Genomic DNA, 19,891 nt, shown 5'->3' with positions numbered 1-19,891 from the left:
AAGGAAATGTCCTATGAATTATGCGACGATCAAGAAAACGGACGTGGCAAACGGTCCCGGCGTGAGAGTATCGCTGTTTGTCAGCGGTTGTACCCATCATTGCAAGGGATGCTTTAACAGTGTGGCCTGGGATTTTCAGTACGGACAGGCTTACACGCTGGAAACAGAACAGGAGATTTTACAGGCACTGGCCCCGGACTATATCCGGGGCTTAAGCTTGCTGGGCGGCGAACCTATGGAACCGCAGAACCGTGCAACGGTGCTTTCTCTGGTAAAGAAAGTAAGGGAAATTTATCCCCGGAAGACGATCTGGTGCTATACCGGCTATGATTTTGATAAGGATCTTCTGGCCTGGATGGAAGCGGGAGATCCGGTGATCACGAAACTTTTACCGCTTCTGGATGTTATCGTGGACGGAGAATACAAGGAAGAGTGCCGTAATTTACGTCTACCTTTTCGCGGATCAGAGAATCAGAGGATTTTGGACGTACCATTGTCTTTAAAGGAAAAATGTGGTATAATTTTACATACATAAGAGGATTCGGGTCGAAAAAGGGATATCGGTTCGAAAATAAAAACAAAAGTGTGAGGGAGTAATACAAGTATGGAGAGCTTTCTGGATATGACATTAGATAGAAATCTCTACATCGGTGTTCCGGTGGGAGCCTTTTTGTGCTCCCTTTTTCTGTTATTCTGCTTTTTCAATACCATGAAGAGCCGGACAGTTCGTAGTCTGAGGGCAGTGCTGACTTCCTGCCTGGTGTGGACCGGTGGGGCGATTCTCATGCGGCTACAGGTATTTCCGGGAATTCGTTTCTGGCATAATTTTGCACTGTTTGGTCTGCTGGTGATTCCAGTGTTTATGTATGCATTTCTATTTGCTTTTCTGGAAATTACGGAGCATGATGCGCTGATCTATATCTATGGAGTCCTGACGACAGCTCTGGTTCTGGGCAATGCCTGGAGTGGTGCGATCCTGCCGGCACCGGAAGTGATGACCCGTGCCGATGGAACTTATGTCTATATGTATCATGCAACATCCGGAATCTGGGTGTTGACGGTATTGGAGGTCTCGGTATTGGTCTATGCCACTTATCTGGCTCATTGCAAGATCGGTGGAGACCTACAGCTGCGTAAAAAACTACAGCCGCTGTTGCTGGGAACCCTGTTTGTTTTGATGGGAAATCTGCTCTGCCTGATTCCGGGAAGCGTCTTTCCGTATGATATGCTGGGCGGCGTTGGTATGGCGGTGTGCATGGTCTATATCATGTACAAGCAGTATCTGTTTGATTTTTCCTATCGTGTAACGGTAGGTGCAGTATATTTTCTGGCAGTTGTGGTGGCATCCCTGCCGTTGGTCATCCTGTCTCATAATCTGGAAAATGTGCTGGGAAGTCTGGAGCGGGCGGTAACGCAGAAACTGCTGATCTATATCGTTCTGCAATGTGCCTGGACGGTGCTGGTGGTAGCTTTTGCCAGAAAGCGTCTGGAGGATATCCTGAACCAGAAGCTGAAGCATATGCTGGAGGGACTGCGGAAATTCCAGGACAGAGCGGCATCCATTTTAAACCGTAAGGAATTGTTTGCCAATATGCATGACATTCTGGATGATGCAATTCCGGGCTGGGAATCCAGAATCTTTGAGAAGAATATAAATGATGACGGTTACCATGAGGTGGTACAGAGCGGACATATCCCGCTGGGCGAAGATGAGGTGGAGAGAGTCTGTGGCATCGTAGAGCAGGAAGAGACAAAAGAGACACCGGAGATCGCCCTGTTAAAATATGATAATATGGTCTGTGGATTTGTATATATGGAGCGTCTGCGGGAGAGTAAGCTCAATTACCGCGAGGCGGACTGCATCCGGCAGATGGCAAATATTGCTTCCGGCAGTCTGAAAAACATTGATGCTTATGAAAAGGTATATCAGGTATCCATTCATGACGAACTGACCGGCCTGTATAACCGCAGCTATTGTGGAGTGTATCTGCGCCGCGATGGTGCCTTGGGAGAAGAACGGGGCTTTTTATACATGGACATGGATAATTTTAAGTTATACAATGACCTGTACGGAGAACAGACCGGCGACCGGATTCTGCAATGGTGCGCGAAGAGATTTTTGGATAATGTGGAGAACGGAGAGGTATTCCGGGTAGGATCCAATGAGTTTCTGGTCTCGGTGCCGGAGACCGGAAAGGACGCACTGGTGGAGCTGGCGGAGAAGCTGACCCGGGCAGTACAGGAGAATGCTACAAATAAACCACAGGTCATGCAGCCCATTACATTCAGCGTTGGTGTGGCATGGTATCCCGGTCTGGCAGCGGATGCGCTGGAATTGTTCCAGCAGTCCAAGCGGGCGGCCTTTTATGCGAAGCGTAATGGTAAGGACCGGATCCAGGTATATGAAGGCGGTATCAATGAGGAGAGCCAGGATAAGGAGACCGGTTACGAGCAGGTGGCGCCTACGGTGTATGCACTGGTGGCGGCTATTGATGCGAAGGATTCCTTTACTTTCCAGCACTCCACCAATGTATCCCAGTATGCGGTATTGCTGGCCCAGAAGCTGGGCTTGTCCAGAAACGATATCCAGACCGTAAAGGTGGCAGGCCTTTTGCATGATATCGGTAAGATCGGTATCCCGGAGAGCATCCTGAAAAAGGCTGGAAAGCTTACGAATGAAGAATATGAGATCATGAAGAGCCATGTGGAGAAATCCATCGAAATGATCCACTATCTGCCGAATATGAACTATGTGATCCCCGCAGTCGTTTCCCATCACGAGAGATATGACGGCAAGGGTTATCCCAGAGGAATCAAGGGAGAAGAGATTCCGTTTCTTGGCAGGATCCTGGCGGTGTGCGACAGCTTTGATGCCATGATCTCCAAGAGAGCATATAAGGAGCCCCTGAGTGTGGAATACGCTATGGGGGAACTGGAGAAAAATAAAGGAACCCAGTTTGATCCGGAGGTGGCAGATGCTTTTATTGAACTGATCAAAGAAGGAAAAGTTCCCCTGTAGGAACTGATAGCAAAAAAAGAGGCACCCACGGGTGCCTCTTTTCAAAAGGGGAGGATTAAGTATTATCGTATCTTTCGTAAGATCAAAGGAGGGGATCCGATGATAGTAGTAGTCTGTCCCGGATTTGTGGGTTTATACATCCCCGATTGATATTTTTTTGTTGTTTTTGAGGACGAGTTGTTATATACTATGATTAATAATTCTGCCAATAGGTGAACTGCCTGACTGCTTGCAGGCAAGGCAGTTCACCTATTGAGCGGATAAACAGACATGAGCATGGAGGACGCCAGTCCGAAATGCGAATGGATGTGACGATTTCGAGAGCCCGAAGGGCGGAGAAATCGTATTATTAAATATTTAATTATTATGTAAGGATGGTATTACAATTATGAATTTAATGGAACAGTGGAGATCAGTAGCATATAATGAGGCAACCGGCAAAGAGAAGCTGCAGCAACTCTGGGCAGCTTATTTCCAGGAGGAGAAGGAAATCTACGCACAGCTTCTGAAGAATCCCGATGAAGTAGTAAAGGGTACCGTGAAGGAACTGGCTGACAAGTTCAAAGTATCTCTGATGACCATGACCGGATTCCTGGATGGCATCAACGACAGCCTGGTAGAGCAGAACCCTATTGATGATCTGGAAGAGGATACTCAGGTAAACTTAGGCTTCGATAAGGCTCTTCTGTACAAGAACATGGTAGCAGCAGAAGCCGACTGGCTGTACAATCTGGAAGAGTGGAACGATATCTTTGACGAAGAGACCCGTAAGGAACTCTACAAAGAGCAGAAGTCTTCCACTACCATTGTGAAGGAGCAGAAGGTTTATCCCAATGATCCCTGTCCCTGCGGAAGCGGCAAGAAGTACAAGAAGTGCTGCGGCAGAAAGTAAATTGAACATAAAGGGGGTTTTCCGCAGGTTTGCAGAGAGCCCCTTTTTCGTTTTCCCTGAGTTTAACATTGTTTTACAGGAAAGGAAGGGTTACATATGAAAATGCTGAAAGAATTGAAATGGGAAGCAATTCTTACCGGTGTGCTGTATATTCTCTTAGGAATCGTGGCACTGGTGATCCCGGAGACCATGCAGAAGACACTGGGGTATCTGATCGGTATCGTATTGATCGTGGCAGGACTGGTATCTATTATCTGCTATCTGCTCAGGGATGCCAGAGAGAACTATTATCACAATGAGTTTGTATTCGGTATTCTCGGAATCGTGTTGGGAGCAGTAGTCCTGTACAAGGTAGAGATCGTCATCTCCCTGATTCCCTTTATTCTGGGAGTACTGGTTCTGTGTAGCGGATGCAGCAAACTGCAGGATGCCATTGACCTGAAAAGACTGGATTACGGCAGCTGGCTGGGACTTCTTATTGTGGCGGCAATCAACATCATTCTCGGAGTGGTACTGATCTACAATCCGTTCAAAGCAGCGATTCTGTTGTTCCGTGTTCTGGGAGTGGTACTGATCCTCAGTGGTGCCGGCGATTGCTTTTCTACGATTTATTTTGCGCGCAAGCTCCGGAGATTCAAACAGGAGCAGGATGCCTTGGACAGTACCTTCGAAGAGGTCGACCCTAAGGAGCAAAATTAACGGACACAAAAGAACAGGCAGGAGGAACATTGTGAATATTGCATCTTTTTTGTCCCCGAAGGAGGAGGTTACTTTTCTTCGGGACGATATGACTATCAGACAGGGGCTGGAGAAGATGAAACGCTACGGTTACACAGCGGTACCGGTGATCGATGCCGAGGACCGGTATGTGGGCGTAGTCAGTGAGGGAGATTTTCTGTGGAATATCTTGAACCACAACAGTGAGCTGGATACTATTACCATGAAGAGTCTGGAAAAGCTGTCCGTGAGGGATATCATACAGAGTGGCAAGATCCGGCCGGTATGTATCGATACCAACATGGAAGAACTGCTGGGACAGGCACAGATGCAGAACTTTGTACCGGTGATCGATGACAGAAATGTATTTATCGGCATTATTACCCGAAGCGAGATCATCAAATATTTTATCAAGAAACAGATTGAAATAGCAGAAAAACAGATATAATTCGTTAAAAAAGAGAAAGGTGTGTAGAAACATGAAAAAGTTGGAAGAATATGTAAGGAGCATTCCCGATTTCCCGGAGAAGGGTATCATTTTCCGTGATGTCACAAGTGTACTGCAGGATGCGGACGGACTGCACCTGGCGATCGATACCATGCAGGAGAAGATCAAGGATCTGGATTATGATGTGGTAGTAGGTCCCGAGTCCCGCGGATTTATCTTTGGAACACCGATCGCATACAATAATCATAAGCCCTTTGTATTGATCCGTAAAAAGGGAAAGCTTCCCAGAGAGACCGTATCTGCCACGTATGATCTGGAATATGGTTCCGCTACCATCGAGATGCACAAGGACAGTATCAAGCCCGGTCAGAAAGTTCTGATCGTGGATGACCTGATCGCTACCGGAGGTACCACCGAGGCTATGATCAGACTGATCGAGTCTCTGGGCGGTGAAGTAGCCGGCGTGGTAGTGCTGATCGAACTGGCAGGACTGAAAGGCCGTGAGCGCATTAACAAATATCGTCTGGAGTCAGCCATCTGCTACGAGGGAAAATAAGACATCGATAAAAATAATATGGAGCTGTTTCGTCTATGACAGAAGAGAAGAACGAAGTCATTTTTGATGATGACAAGATAAGTAAATCAGAAGAATTCGTGAATCCGGAGGAATTATATCAGGAGCTTATTCAATGTGTGCAAAAATATCATCCCAGTGATGATATTTCCATGATCGAGAAGGCCTATAAGGTCGCCAGCGAGGCTCACAAAAATCAGTTCCGGAAGTCCGGAGAACCTTATATCATCCATCCATTGAATGTGGCAATCATTCTGGCGGATCTGAAGCTGGATAAAGAGACCATCGTGGCAGGTATCCTGCACGATGTGGTGGAAGATACCGTGATGACGGAGGAGGATCTTAGGAGAGAATTCGGTGATGATGTTGCACTTCTGGTAGACGGAGTGACCAAACTGGAGAAAATTCCGCTGTCCGGCAGCAACGGAGAACAGTCAGATGCCAAGCTGGAGATGCAGGCAGAGAATCTGCGTAAGATGTTCCTCGCCATGGCGAAGGATATCCGCGTCATTATGATCAAACTGGCGGATCGTCTGCACAATATGCGTACCTTAAAATACAAGACGCCGGAGAGCCAGCAGAGGATTGCCAAGGAGACGCTGGAGATCTATTGTCCCATTGCCCAGCGACTTGGTATCAGCAAACTGAAGATCGAACTGGATGACTTGTCACTGAAGTATCTGGAGCCGGATATCTATTATGATCTGGTGGATAAGATCGCTGTCCGTAAGAGCGTCCGTGAAAAATATATCCAGGGTATTGTGGATGAAGTCAGTGAACATATTAAGAATGCCGGCATCGAAGCCAAAGTCGATGGCCGTGTAAAGCATTTTTTCAGTATTTATAAGAAGATGAAGAACCAGCACAAGACGCTGGATCAGATCTATGATCTCTTCGCTGTGCGTATCATCGTGGAGACGGTGAAGGACTGTTATGCGGCACTGGGTGTGATCCATGAAATGTATAAACCCATTCCGGGGCGCTTCAAGGATTATATTGCCATGCCCAAAGCAAATATGTACCAGTCTCTGCATACCACATTGATTGGCAGTAACGGACAGCCTTTCGAGATCCAGATCAGGACCTTCGAGATGCACCGCGTGGCGGAATACGGTATTGCCGCCCACTGGAAATACAAGGAGGCTTCCGACGGCAAGAAGCCGGAGGTACAGGAAGAAGAGAAGCTGGTATGGCTGCGACAGATCCTGGAGTGGCAGCGGGACATGTCGGATAACAAGGAATTCATGAATCTGCTGAAGAACGATCTGGATCTGTTCTCCGACAGCGTATACTGCTTTACGCCTACCGGTGAGGTCAAGAACCTTCCGGCAGGATCTACCCCGATTGACTTTGCTTACAGCATTCATTCCGCCGTGGGTAATAAGATGGTGGGAGCGAGAGTCAACGGGAAGCTTGTGACCATTGATTATAAGATCAACAACGGAGACCGGATCGAGATCATCACTTCGCAGAACTCCAAGGGTCCCAGCCGTGACTGGCTGAATGTGGTAAAAAGTACCCAGGCCAAGAACAAGATTAACCAGTGGTTCAAGAATGAGTTAAAGGAAGACAATATTTTAAAGGGCAAGGATCTGCTTTCCGGCTACTGCAAAGCCAGAGGCATCAACCTTGCCAGCCTGCAGAAGCAGGAGTATATGGATGCCATTATGCGCAAGTATGGATTCCGGGACTGGGATTCTGTGCTGGCGGCTATAGGACACGGTGCTCTGAAAGAAGGGCAGATCGTCAACAAGATGCAGGAGCTGTACGACCGTGACCATAAGAAAGAGATGACCAACGAGGAAGTTCTGGCAAGCATTGCGGAGAACAATGCGGCAAATGCGCAAAGTGGTGCGAACAAGCCTGTCCTCATGAAGTCCAAGAGCGGTATCGTGGTAAAGGGTATCGCGGATCTGTCGGTGCGTTTTTCCAAGTGCTGTTCTCCTGTGCCGGGGGATGAGATCGTGGGTTATGTGACCCGTGGAAGAGGTATCTCTATTCACCGTACCGACTGTATCAACATCATCAATCTGCCGGAGATGGAGAGGGCGAGACTGATCGATGCGGAATGGCAGCCGGAGGAGGCACATGCGGAGAAATATCTGGCGGAGATCAAGATCTATGCCAACAACCGTAACGGACTGTTAGCGGATATTTCCAAGGCGCTGACGGAGAAAAATATTGATATCATGTCCATGAACACCAGAACCAACAGACAGGGACTGGCAACGCTGCAGACGACCTTTGAGATCAGCGGCAGAGAGGAACTGAACCGTATCATTGACAAGATCCGGGGCATCGAGAGCGTCATTGACATCGAGAGAACCACAGGCTGATAAGGTGATGTCAGGAAAACGGCGGAACCTGTCGGGAAACAGAAAGTGAGATTATTATGAGCAATATCCGTATCGGACATATGACGCTGGGAATCTATCAGACCAACTGTTACTTTGTATACAGAGAGAACAGTGATAAAGTGCTGGTATTCGACCCCGCGGATCATGGAGAGAAAATTGAGGCGGCACTTGGGCAGCACGGACTACATACAGCAGCGATCCTTCTGACCCATGGACATTTCGACCATATCGGTGGCTGTGAGGAATTGAAGGCGGCAGCGGATGCCTATGCCGGGGAGCATGGAGAGAACCCCGTGAAAATATATGCCGGGGAGGCGGAGAAAAAGTTTCTTTTGGATACGAAGAGCAACCTGTCGAAAGATATGGGACGCCCGGTAACGGTCACCGCGGATGTGTATCTGAAGGATGGCGAGGAACTGGATCTGGATGGCATCCGGATCAAAGTTCTGGCAACGCCCGGACATACTGCAGGCGGTGTCAGCTATTATTTCCCAGAGGGAGGGTTCTTAATCTGCGGGGATACCCTGTTCCAGGAATCCGTGGGCAGAACCGATTTCCCCACCGGCAGTATGAGTACGCTGGTGCGTTCGGTGAAGGAGAAGCTGTTTACTCTGCCGGAGGATACGGTAGTCTATCCGGGACACGGCGACAGCACCACCATCGGACATGAGAAGAAATATAATCCGTTTTGCGTTGATTAAATCAAAAAGTATTCGGGCACAGAAAGAGTTATCTCTGTGCCTGTATTTATGTAAATGAGGAAAATACAATGAAAGTAGTGAAATTATCCCATCCTAACTATGAATATGATGTACATTCTCTGGTGAAGGCTTTTTATGCGGAGGACCAGGTCACGGTCATCACCCCGGAGACAAAACCGGAGAAGCTGGCAGAGCTGGAACCGCAGGTCAGTCTGGAAATCGAACTGGGGGACACCGGGGCGAAGATCCGTGTGGGAGAAGAGATTTTTTTGTGGGAGGCAGCATCGGAGGCAATCGCGGATGGCTATAAGAACGGTCTGAAACGTTTCCTGTACCGCACCTTAAGCAAGGTGACCGGGCAGAAACTCCCATGGGGAAACCTTACCGGCATCCGTCCCACGAAGATCGCCTACGGTATGCTGGATGAGGGCAGAAGTGATGCAGAGATTCTGGATTTCATGGAGCAGAGCCATTACGTCAGCGAAGAGAAGGCACTTTTGGGAATCGATATTGCGAAGAGAGAGCGGGATCTGTTAAAAGAGATTCATTATGAGGGCGGCTACAGTCTGTACATCGGGATTCCGTTCTGCCCTACAACCTGTCTCTATTGCTCCTTTACCTCTTATCCGATCGCTGCATTCCGCAGGCAGGTGGACGCCTATGTGGACGCTGTGATCAAAGAGATGGATTATGTGGCGGAGAACTTTCAGGACAAGGTACTGGATACCGTCTATATCGGCGGTGGTACGCCCACCACACTGGAACCGGAGCAGCTGGACCGTCTGATCACGGCATTAAAGTCCAAGTTTGATTTCTCTACCGTGAAGGAATTCACTGTGGAAGCCGGTCGTGCCGACAGCATCACCAGAGAGAAGCTGGAGGTACTGTACCGTCATCAGGTCAGCCGCATCTCTGTGAATCCCCAGACCATGAAGCAGGAGACACTGGATATCATCGGCAGAAAAGCCAGTGTGGAACAAGTGCTTACGGCATATAATCTGGCAAGAGAAGTCGGCTTCGACAATATCAATATGGATCTGATCCTGGGACTGCCGGGAGAACTGGAGGCGGATGTACAGCGCACCATCGAAAAGATCGTGGAGCTGGCCCCGGACAGCCTGACCGTTCATTCCCTGGCCATCAAGCGGGCATCCCGCCTGAACCAGTGGATCCAGGAGAACGGTGTCTCCATGCTCCACAACACAGACGAGACCATGAAGATCGCGGCGGCGGGAGCGGAAAAGCTGGGAATGAAGCCCTATTACCTCTACCGCCAGAAGAACATGTCCGGCAACTTCGAGAACACCGGCTACGCCCGCCCCGGAAAATACGGCCTGTATAACATCCTCATCATGGAGGAGAAACAGACCATCGTGGCTTTGGGAGCCGGAAGCATCACCAAGAGAGTCTTCCCCGACGGAAGAATCGAGCGGTGTGACAATGTGAAGGATGTGGGACTGTATATTGAGAAGATTGATGAGATGATCAAGAGGAAGAGGGAATTGTTTACGTAAAACAGGGGAAATCGTTTGTATAGTAATAATATCAAAAAAATAAGAATAGTTGCTGATGTTGCCAGTGTTTTTGCGGAAAGTCTTGAAAGGAGGAAACTATATTGGGCTGAACAGTTGCATACTGGCATCGTATTATAGCATGCGAAGGAGAAAGGGGAATTCTCAATGTTAAGAGTTGCTATATGTGAGGATGTTTTATCTGAGTTGCAGAAGCAAACACAGATCATACAATCCATCATGGCAAGGCTATCCAAAAATGTGAAATTTTTTTGCTTCCGGAGTGGGGAAGAATTATTAATGGAAACAGACACCACGGGAAATATGGACATCGTTTTTTTAGATGTGGAAATGCTTGGTATCAGCGGAATTGAAACCGCGCGTATCCTTAGGGAAAGAGACAGCAGGGTAATTCTGATTTTTGTATCCTGTCATAACCAGTACTGCAAGGAAATGATTGAAGTGCAGCCATATGCATTTATAGATAAGCCGGTGTCTGAAGAAAAATTGGAGAAGATCCTGAAACGGGTGTTTGAAACACATTTGAATTCCGATGACAGTTATTGCTTTTCTTATAATAAAAGGCAATACAATATTCCACTGAATCAGATCCGGTTTTTCCAAAGTGATAAAAGAATCGTACAGATCAATGCAGTACAGCTGGATATGCCTGAATTGGAATACTTATTTTATGGAAAATTGGAAGAAGTGGAAAGGAATCTGCGGAAAGCAAATGTAAAATTCCTGAGAATCAGAAAATCGTTGCTCGTGAATACTCGTTTTATTAAGGAGTATTCTGCGGACAGGGTTGTTCTGGATAATGGACGGGAAGTAGAAATCAGTAAAAATTACAGAGATCATGTAAGACAGCATTATATTTCAATGTTAAAGGGGAGAAGATGGGAATGATGCTTGTTCTGGCTATTGTGGAGATTTTTTCTGTAATACTGCAGCGTATTTTTTGTGACAGTACATTGAAAAAGAAGAAAATTCGCAGGTATACAGACTATCTGGTATGGGGAGGATATTTTGCGGTCTTCAACGGTGTTACATATGTTTTAACGTATCTGGGAGATGGCACGAGTAATATCTGGCTGAATATATTACTTTTTGTATGTATTTTTTTTGTGACGATCAGAATCCTATATACTGATTCAGTCAGAACATTGATGGCGACGACTATATTTATGTATATGAGCGGCATGTGTGCAGAATTGCTCGTGTATTACGGAAAAGAATTTCTGGCATGGACAGATGATGCAGAAGTAACCTTGCTGTGCACAGTGTTATCTAAAATTGTCTGGTATTTGATTATTAAATTTACCTCTCTTATTATAAAACTGAACAGAAAAGCGGAACTGAATCTTCAGGATTGGTTGGAAGTATTTATCGTTCCGGTCTGTAGTATATGGATCCTGATTTCCGTTTTTATCACAGGAACCCTTGAAAACTATTTCTGGGGATTTATTGTAGTATTCATGATCCTGCTGATCAACGTCTTTACCTACTATCTGTATGATAAAGCAAAAGAAAATATGGAAAAACAAATGCGGGAAGAAATCCTGAAAAATCAGTGTGAGTACTATATTCGCCAGAACCGGGAAAGTAAGGAATGGTGGGAAGAATTAAGGAAGCTGCGTCACAATATGAAGCAGCATTACATATTGGAAAATACTTATTTGGAAAAGGAAGATTATGAAGCCCTGAAAAGATACTGCAGTGAAAATCTGAAGTTTTTAGACAAAAAAGATTTTATTTCCAATAGCGGAAATCTTTATATTGACAGTGTGGTTAATTACAAGGCAGATATGGCGGAAAAGGCAGGAATAAAGGTGACAGCCAATACGGAAGTGCCGCAGGATGCGGAGATGAATGCAGAGGATATCAGCATTTGTCTGGGCAATCTATTGGATAATGCCATAGAAGCTGTAAAGGAACTGACCGAAGATAGGGTGATCAGGCTATGGATCACCACAGACGGTAATAATATAGCCATCAGTATTAAAAACCGGTATAAAAATGCATTGCATAAAAGCGGGGGACGATATCTGACAAGCAAGGAAGACGACAGGATGCATGGAATCGGTCTTTCGATCGTCAGACAGATCGTGGATCAATATGCCGGTGAGATGGAGATACGGGAGGAAGATAATGTTTTTGATGTAATGATATTAATGTATGATTTTTTAACATAAAAAGAATACGGAATATGTGAATACCCGGATTAAGATATGCTTTTCAAGAGAAACGTTTCGAAGCATATTTTAACCCGGGTATTTTTATCCAAAAGTTACATATAACCCGGTCGTTTTTGACATCTACGGTTATGACTTGTCGATATGTGTTATAATCTGCAAAAAATAAGGAGGAAACACATATGAAGAAATTCAAAGAATTTTTCAAGAAGTACGCATGTAATGCATCAGCAATTTTGTTGACGGGAGTGTTGGCCGGAGTAGCAACAAGAGGCTGCTATTTTGTGTACTATCAGCCTGAGGTACCCGAAAATCTGAAAAACTTTTCAAAAAATAAGTAAGCAATGGAACGATTTTTTGAAAAGATAACCAGGGCATTGGTTGAGAACGGTAATATCCGTGAGGAAGAAGAGGAAGTATATCAGTACGCCTTGAAAAGTATGCTGATATTAGGAGGAAATATTCTTCTGAGTCTGATGATAGGAGTTTGTATGGGAATGCCGGGATACTGTGTATTGTTTCTGTGTATGCTTGTTCCCCTAAGATCAGATGCAGGCGGATATCATGCTCCTAACTTGTTTATCTGTTATTTACTTTCTTTTGCATCCTTGATTTTGACAATGTTTTGGGCAAAAGAGACAAGTGTATTTCAACTTGCCATCGTATCAGCACTTGCATTGGGCTCATTATTATTAATTTTTCTGTTTGCACCTTTGGACAGTAAAAACAGACCGCTGGAAGGTCAGGAGAGAAAGTGTATAAGGAAACGAGCCAGAATAGTTGTGTGTCTGGAGTGGATCACAGGGGGACTGCTACTGCTTGTCAGCCCTCCTGCCGCCTATACAGTATGGAGCGCAATTGTGTGGAGTGGAGTGGGATATATAGCATGGTATCTGGAAAGAAAAATAGAGGCAAGAGATGAAAAGCATTAAAGGATATAAAAAGAGATGGTTACCTGTCTGTTTACTGCTTATGCTGTTCATAAATGTTTTGCCTGCTAAGGCAGCCTTGGATGCAGCGAAAAGGGCAGATTACACTGTATCAGAATTTGGTCTTTTTCAGCCTAAGAAGCCTAAAAAACAGAAGTAATAAGTAAGGTAAGAGAAGGGGAGGACGGAGATGAAAAGAATAGGGATATTGCTCTGCTGTATTGTCCTGTGTCTGCTCTTTCCAGAAAAGGTGCATGCAGAAGAGATAGTCTCCGAAAAGGAACCTGTTGATATTATTTTTGTTATTGATTGCAGCGGGTCCATGAAAACCAATGATGTATCACGAATGGGCCTGAGTATGGTACAGGCATTTGTGGATACAGTACAGGCTGAAGATATCCGTATTGGATATGTGGCTTACAATGACAGCATTTTATCTTATTCTGCACCGAAATCCATAGCATTGGCTGAAGAAAGAGAAGCCTTGAAGGAAGAAATAGGAGCAATAACTTATTCCCGGGATACGGATATTGGATTAGGAGTCTCCTACGCCTGTGAGCTGCTGTCTGCGGAGAAAAACACCAGAAAAATCATGGTGTTGATCTCGGATGGAGAAACAGATCTGCCGCAGGGTAAGGAACGTACGGAGGAACAGTCCAATCAGGAACTGGAACAGTGCGTCTGTCAGTGTCAGGAAGAAGGCATACAGATCTATACAGTGGCTTTTGGTCAATATGACGGTAGCAAAACGGTCTTAGAAGAAATAGCAATGCAGACAGAAGCAGAAAGCTATTCTGCACAAGGGCCGGAAGACCTGATAGAAATATTGTATGGAATTTTTCAGGACAATCTTATATACCAAATACAAAAATTTTCCAGTGGAACTTATGCGGGAGGAAGTCAGGAAATCAGGTGTGTGCTGGATGCACTCTATCTGGATGAAATTAACATAGTATTGATTTCCTCAAAACCTATAGGAGAAGCAACCGTTCAATATGGCGGGGAGGAAATCCTGCTGACAGGGCTGTCCCATTATGCCGTAGGAAAGATTGAAAATGTCGGAGAGAATCAGACAGGAAAAGAACTGATTATTCACTCGAAAACAGAGGAAGGACAGGATCTTCAGGTATATGTTATCAGCTACCGGGGGCTTACACCGGTATTGGAGATGACAACGGATGCCGAAAGAAATCAGCATCTGGAATATTGGGTTTACTTTAAAGACCGCAATGAAAACATTATAAAGAACACAGAGTTTTATAACAGCTTTCTTTGGAAACTTGCCGACGATGATGCGGACATGGTACAGGAATATGTGAATGTGTCAGAGGGTGTCCTGAAGGGGAGTCTGCAATTTCCTCATTCCGGTATTTATATGTTGAGAGGAACACTTTCGGATGATTTTGGAAACTATTCATTTTCAGCTCAGGTCAAAGTGATAAATGAGATTCCAAACGGGAGCATACCGGAAGAAGATTGTACGGTTTTAGACGGTGAAAGAATTCTTAATCTGGATGAATTTTTCACAGATCCTAACGGGGATATATTGACCTATTCTGTTACAGGTGTGCAGGAAGGTGTTGAAGTTGGCCTGGAGGGGAATCTCCTGACGATTACTCCAAGGAGTGCAGGGACGCATATTGTCACATTGCAGGTCAGTGACGGTGAAGATGCGATACAGTATGCCTATCGGATAAAGGTAATTCCGATATGGCAGGCATATTGGTGGGTGGTTGCACTTATTCTTATAGTCGGCATATTTGTTTTGTGGAAGATTTTACATAAACCCAGGCCTGAATTGGAGCGCCTGACGGAAGAGAAAAAGCAATACCATTTCTGTGGGAAATTGGATGCCTATTTTGTATTGCAGCCGGAAGATGAGGAGGAGATTCCACCACTTTCTTTTTCCATGAATAAGGTGAAGGACGGCAGGGTATCATTGGGAGCGCTTTTTGGTACTTATCCGGAACAGGCAAAAGCACTCCAGTTGGAAGATATTTTTCTGATTGCTGATGAAAACCGCAACATAATCTTATACCACAGATCAAAATCCGGTGTCATGGTGGGAAATGCAATTGCATGTATGCAGATACAGTACAGTATTAGTTTTGGAGATATCATCTACATTACTTCATCCGATGGGAGATATGATCTGGAGATCCACTATGTTGCAGTATTTGAATGATATTTATAATATTACGGCATTTATTGTACCGAGAAGCAATTGTAGACATCAGTTGTGGACAAAAATTGCTCACAACTTTTCAATAAATCAAAGTAAAAGGAGGATGTGATAGCCATGGAGACAATCACACAGACAAACAGAACAATACTGTTTGCCGAAATCAATCCGGAACGACTCAATCTGCTGACTTTAGTAGGGGATGTGCGGGGAAAGAGCAGTCTGGATGACGACAAGATCAAAGAGATCAACGAAGAGCTGTTGGTCTCAAGCTTTGAGGAATTTCTGGAAAAGTTTACTCCGGTGGTATATTCCTGGTGCGACGCAGCCACAGGAACCATTCAGTACAGTCTGACAAAGCCGGAAAATATTCCCCAGAACTGTATCACGGAAATACCGCTGAATGAATCCAATGATCTTTTAAATATGTTGACGACACTGATGAGCGCAAGAGATGCGCAGGGCGTGGCCAATGCAGATTTCCAGTTCAGCAATATTCTGGAGATGATCTCCCCTAAGAAAATCATGGATGACATCCGGCAGGTCCGCAGGGAAATCCAGTATACCTACAGTAAATATGTAGAACTGGATGAGGAAGATCCCAAACGTCTGGATCTGGGTGATAAACTGAACTATCAGTTTGAACAGGCAAGTCAGAACTACAACAATGTTCTGGCCATGCTGCCGTTGGCGATAGAAGACATTAAGACCCGGTTGCTGCTTGGAGACAGTGAAGCAGGGCAGGGACAGTCTGAATTCAAGGCCGGACTTCTGAGTATGGGAGATGATGGAGAACTAAAGATTCTGGAGATGAAGCAGGAGGAGAGTACCCAGCTTGCGGTGGTGGATGATCAGGTTAATACAAGTCTTATGGAGACCTTCCGGGAGGATTATGATGCATTAAATGATAATCCGTCCGACTATGTGAGGGATCTGGTGGTGCGGACATTCTGCCCGTTAAACTCCACAATGGAGAGCAGCATCGACAGGGAGTTGGAAGTACGCAATTATAACAGCTATCTGGAGTTTTACAAAAAAAGTAAGGATGATTTTATAAAAGTTGTCAAGCCCCTGATGGAAAAAATATTGGGAGTGAAGACCTTTTTTGACCAGTATCAGGTCAAGGAAAGGGGGATGCAGCCGAAGCTTCTGATTACGAACCTGCCCCTTGAGATGATGGTAAAGGCCAGCAATCTGCCCCGCCTGATCACATACCTGAATACCACTAACGACAAGAATGAATTTGACAATACAATCTGGTTTGGAATCGTACCTGATGTGGAGTTGAATCAGACAGAAGGAGGCAGACTTCAGAGAGTTCGTTTTGCAGGCAACAAGCGGGAGGAGAAGAGCGGTAATAATACCATGGAGAACGTGGCAACGCTGATGAATGCGTTGCAGCCCTACCGCATTACAACCTTCTTCAGCTTTTGTTCCGGCGAAGAGTCCACCTTCAGTTATATTGCTACAGAAGGTGTCAACATCTATAAGGAAAAGTGTGCGCCTCTAATGAAGAAGGCATACAGTGAGTTTGCCGTGCCGTGCATTCCCAACGCAACCATCATTCCCAAGGACAAGTCCGGATTGGTTCTCGATAAGCGGATGGTCATGGATGAGGATGGAAATGTTTCTCTCTCTGCGGAGAAAGATGATGTGATGAAGATGTGGCTGGAAGGAGTCTATGTGGGTGCGGCCTATGAAGCGGCAGGCATTGTGGCAGCATGGCAGTGTCCGGAGTATCTGAAGCAGCGTTTCAGAAATACAAGCATGGAATATCCCGGTGTGCGGTTTGATGTGGAAGCCAATGACAATGCGCTTCTGGCGACCACCAGCATGACCAAAGAGATCTCCGGCTTTACCAATACCATCAAGAATGCCATCAACCGCACCGGCTTCGGCTTTGTATTCTCTTCTGACAATGCGCAATACAAGGGCCGGAATGTCAAGAACATAACGGTTTACAAGGCACGCAACCTGTTAAGTAACGGCAATGAGTTTGAACCCATCTATAAGACGCTGGTCGTTACATATATTGAGCGTATGTTGCGATTCTACAGTGGCGATTTTAAGCAGGATAAGATTCTGACATTTTTCAGCAATAATCCCAACAGCCAGAAGAGCAGATGGGATGCAGACCGTCAGTATGTTAATTCTATTCTTCAGGACGGGGATGAACTGGATTTCAGTATTGACGAGAAAAACGGTGTCTGCGATGTATTAGTGACCTTTGCGAATACCACTAAAAATCTGAAAGTACAGCTTACGAGAAAAGCTGGAAATGAATAATCTTGTACATGCCGTACAGATAAAAAATAGGAGGAAACAAAAATGGGAGTACGATTGAGTATCGAAGGAAGCGAGTCTATCAAGTTACAAGAGACCAGCATCACCGGCATTGAGTTTGGAGCGGATATCCCTCATGATTCCAATGCAAGATCTACGGATCTGGGGTCAACGGTATTGATCACGGGGAAGATTCTGGCAGCCGTAGACGGAGAAACAGCGGATGACACCAGCAAGCTTGCAAAGTGGTCTCTGGTTCCTGCTGAGAAATCCGACTGTTACCGTAAGGTGCAGATCAATGTGGTGAGTGCATCTCAGATTGTGCGTCAGATCACCATTCCCAATGCGTTCGTGGTGGGATACGAAGAGGATTTTACGGATGAGAACGGAGCAGGCACTTTCCGCCTTCTGATCAAGCAGAAGAAGGATAAGATGAGCAATCTTAAATTTGAGGGCGGCTTCGGTGAGGAGTAATCGGCAGGCCGGTAAAATAATACATAGATAGCGCATAGCAGATGAAAGGAGACCAATTATGGGATTTACATTAAAGGTGGAGGGAAACACCACGATTGAACTGGGAACCACAAGCATTACCGGAGTAAAGGTCAGCACTGACATTCCGCAGGACAGCAACGCCAGATCCACAGATCTGGGCAGCACGATCACTGTTACGGGAAAGATTCTGACCGCCGTGGACGGAGATCCGTTTGACGCAACCAGACAGCTGGGCTTATGGGCACTGGTTCCTGCAGAAAACTCTGACTGCTACCGTAAGGTCACTGTGGAAGTGATTGCTGCTTCACAGGTGGTCCGTAAGTATTCCTATCCCAACGCTTTTGTTGTGGATTACAAGGAAGATTACGGCGATGTGGAAGGCATCGGCACTTTTAAGCTGATCATGAAGCAGAAGAAGGATAAGATGGCGCAGGTATCCGTAGAAGGTGGGTACAGCATTAATTAAACAGGAAAATTCCGCATGCAGCTTTGGCGGAAAGACATAAAAGGGGGCTGCCTGCTTGCGGGTGGTCCCCATTGATAAATCTACTGACAGGCGGCAGTACATGAAAGATTACTATAAAATATTGGGCGTAGACAGACAGGCATCAACGGAACAAATAAAGAAGGCATATCGCAGTCTGGCTAAGAAATATCATCCGGATGTGGTAAAGGATGATAAGGCAAAGCAAGAGCGCATGTATGAAATTCAGGAAGCCTATGCATGTCTGGAAAATGAAGAACGCCGTAAGAAATATGATGCAGAGTGTCTGAAAAGCCCCCGAAACACTGTGAACGCAGGGGAGAAGGTGAAAAACGGCAGAACCTCTTTTGGAGAGAAGAGTCCGGATATGGGACAGTTCGAACGGTTTTTCGGATTTCAACCCGGCAGGGGGATGGAAACTTATCAGGACCATAGAAGCTCAAAGCCGGAGGGGCCTATCAAACCCGAGGAAATGTTTGCAGCCTTTTTCGGAAGAGGAAGCATGCAGGAGGCAGAAAAAAGAAATGCGGCGGGAAGCAAAAGGAAAAAGAGTTAAACAGACGCTGGATGTTCTGATTATTTTATGCGGAGCAGGTGCTGTTTTCCTTGTCTTTAAGGAAATAGGGACATGGCGCTTTGCACCTGCGGTTTATTTTGTCATTGTTATCGGAATGGCAGCGGCGATATATGATCTTTTCCGGCTCAGCGGCAGCAAGAATACGGAAGAGATCATGCCAGAGGCGGAAAGAATACAGGGGATACAAAGGCTGATTCTGCTGGATGAGGAAGGAAAGCCCATTAAATCATGGGACTTGCAGGGAAAGATTTCCCTGATCATCGGAAAAGCCGGGCGGGATCAGGAGCTGGATATTGATCTGTCAGACTGTGAGTACAGCAGCTTTATTGACTTTCAGCATGCTGTGCTGAATTTCTGTCTGGATCAATGGTATGTGGAGGATCTTGGGTCTCAGAACGGTGTAAAAGTAGGAAAGGTGGAAGACGGGGAATGCTACAGGGTGATCCACCGCCCCTGTAAGGTTGTGGCAGGAGATGTTCTTTACATTGCGAATACGAAGCTGCTTCTGACGTAATGTGAAGTAGAGA

20 protein-coding genes are annotated in these 19,891 nt (G+C 45.8%); all 20 read left to right on the top strand.

Annotated elements, in window-relative coordinates; translation table 11 throughout:
* Positions 1-13 precede the first annotated feature (13 nt).
* The 20 genes from nrdG (at position 14) to DWZ61_RS14070 (ending at position 19,878) form a co-directional block, all read left to right on the top strand.
* On the top strand, positions 14-535 hold the full coding sequence (nrdG, locus tag DWZ61_RS14160) for an anaerobic ribonucleoside-triphosphate reductase activating protein (RefSeq protein ID WP_022313209.1): 522 nt from the start codon (positions 14-16) through the stop codon (positions 533-535).
* Positions 536-604: 69 nt separating this feature from the next.
* Positions 605-3,019: an HD domain-containing phosphohydrolase gene (locus DWZ61_RS14155; protein ID WP_118539246.1), complete on the top strand. Its 2,415-nt coding sequence runs from the start codon at positions 605-607 to the stop codon at positions 3,017-3,019.
* Between the two features lie 388 nt (positions 3,020-3,407).
* Entirely contained in the window at positions 3,408-3,911 is a 504-nt protein-coding gene (locus DWZ61_RS14150; RefSeq protein ID WP_022313207.1) for an SEC-C metal-binding domain-containing protein, read from the top strand.
* Positions 3,912-4,007: 96 nt separating this feature from the next.
* Positions 4,008-4,610, top strand: coding sequence for a DUF308 domain-containing protein (locus DWZ61_RS14145; protein ID WP_117466285.1), 603 nt, complete (start codon positions 4,008-4,010; stop codon positions 4,608-4,610).
* A 31-nt stretch (positions 4,611-4,641) separates the two neighbouring features.
* Entirely contained in the window at positions 4,642-5,076 is a 435-nt protein-coding gene (locus DWZ61_RS14140) for a CBS domain-containing protein (RefSeq protein WP_117466284.1), read from the top strand.
* A gap of 31 nt (positions 5,077-5,107) precedes the next feature.
* Positions 5,108-5,632 (top strand): adenine phosphoribosyltransferase, encoded by a 525-nt coding sequence (locus DWZ61_RS14135; protein WP_118539244.1) that lies wholly within the window; start codon positions 5,108-5,110, stop codon positions 5,630-5,632.
* 35 nt (positions 5,633-5,667) lie between these two features.
* Positions 5,668-7,986 carry a bifunctional (p)ppGpp synthetase/guanosine-3',5'-bis(diphosphate) 3'-pyrophosphohydrolase gene (locus tag DWZ61_RS14130; RefSeq protein ID WP_118539242.1) on the top strand — a complete coding sequence of 773 codons (2,319 nt, stop codon included), beginning with the start codon at positions 5,668-5,670 and terminating at the stop codon, positions 7,984-7,986.
* Between the two features lie 56 nt (positions 7,987-8,042).
* A complete protein-coding gene (locus tag DWZ61_RS14125) occupies positions 8,043-8,708 on the top strand; it encodes an MBL fold metallo-hydrolase (RefSeq protein WP_118539240.1) in 666 nt (221 codons plus the stop codon).
* Positions 8,709-8,776: 68 nt separating this feature from the next.
* Entirely contained in the window at positions 8,777-10,222 is a 1,446-nt protein-coding gene (gene hemZ / locus DWZ61_RS14120) for a coproporphyrinogen dehydrogenase HemZ (protein ID WP_118539238.1), read from the top strand.
* Positions 10,223-10,387: 165 nt separating this feature from the next.
* Entirely contained in the window at positions 10,388-11,128 is a 741-nt protein-coding gene (locus DWZ61_RS14115; RefSeq protein WP_117466280.1) for a LytTR family DNA-binding domain-containing protein, read from the top strand.
* Entirely contained in the window at positions 11,125-12,414 is a 1,290-nt protein-coding gene (locus DWZ61_RS14110) for a sensor histidine kinase (RefSeq protein WP_172594721.1), read from the top strand. Before DWZ61_RS14115 ends, DWZ61_RS14110 begins: the two co-directional genes overlap by 4 nt.
* Before the next feature lie 182 nt (positions 12,415-12,596).
* On the top strand, positions 12,597-12,755 hold the full coding sequence (locus tag DWZ61_RS14105; protein ID WP_117466278.1) for a cyclic lactone autoinducer peptide: 159 nt from the start codon (positions 12,597-12,599) through the stop codon (positions 12,753-12,755).
* A gap of 3 nt (positions 12,756-12,758) precedes the next feature.
* Entirely contained in the window at positions 12,759-13,346 is a 588-nt protein-coding gene (locus DWZ61_RS14100; RefSeq protein ID WP_117466277.1) for an accessory gene regulator B family protein, read from the top strand.
* Positions 13,333-13,503 carry a hypothetical protein gene (locus DWZ61_RS19780; protein ID WP_182427095.1) on the top strand — a complete coding sequence of 57 codons (171 nt, stop codon included), beginning with the start codon at positions 13,333-13,335 and terminating at the stop codon, positions 13,501-13,503. The genes DWZ61_RS14100 and DWZ61_RS19780 overlap by 14 nt, the downstream gene beginning before the upstream one ends.
* Before the next feature lie 30 nt (positions 13,504-13,533).
* Complete coding sequence (locus DWZ61_RS14095; protein WP_118539234.1) at positions 13,534-15,528, top strand: vWA domain-containing protein; 1,995 nt, start codon at positions 13,534-13,536, stop codon at positions 15,526-15,528.
* Between the two features lie 114 nt (positions 15,529-15,642).
* Positions 15,643-17,811, top strand: a complete 2,169-nt coding sequence (locus DWZ61_RS14090; RefSeq protein WP_117466275.1) for a transcriptional regulator — start codon at positions 15,643-15,645, stop codon at positions 17,809-17,811.
* Positions 17,812-17,853: 42 nt separating this feature from the next.
* A complete protein-coding gene (locus tag DWZ61_RS14085) occupies positions 17,854-18,282 on the top strand; it encodes a membrane-associated protease 1 (protein ID WP_117466274.1) in 429 nt (142 codons plus the stop codon).
* Between the two features lie 58 nt (positions 18,283-18,340).
* The gene (locus DWZ61_RS14080; protein ID WP_117466273.1) at positions 18,341-18,769 is read left to right on the top strand and encodes a membrane-associated protease 1; all 429 of its coding nucleotides are present in this window, start codon (positions 18,341-18,343) and stop codon (positions 18,767-18,769) included.
* A gap of 100 nt (positions 18,770-18,869) precedes the next feature.
* Entirely contained in the window at positions 18,870-19,343 is a 474-nt protein-coding gene (locus DWZ61_RS14075) for a DnaJ domain-containing protein (protein WP_118504522.1), read from the top strand.
* Positions 19,312-19,878 (top strand): FHA domain-containing protein, encoded by a 567-nt coding sequence (locus DWZ61_RS14070; protein WP_117466271.1) that lies wholly within the window; start codon positions 19,312-19,314, stop codon positions 19,876-19,878. The genes DWZ61_RS14075 and DWZ61_RS14070 overlap by 32 nt, the downstream gene beginning before the upstream one ends.
* Positions 19,879-19,891: the final 13 nt, after the last annotated feature.

Origin of the sequence: Clostridium sp. AF34-10BH (assembly GCF_003478095.1) — a bacterium.
GTDB lineage: Bacteria > Bacillota > Clostridia > Lachnospirales > Lachnospiraceae > Acetatifactor > Acetatifactor acetigignens.
Note: the sequence above shows the minus strand (reverse complement) of the source record. Positions and strands in the feature narration are given on the sequence as shown.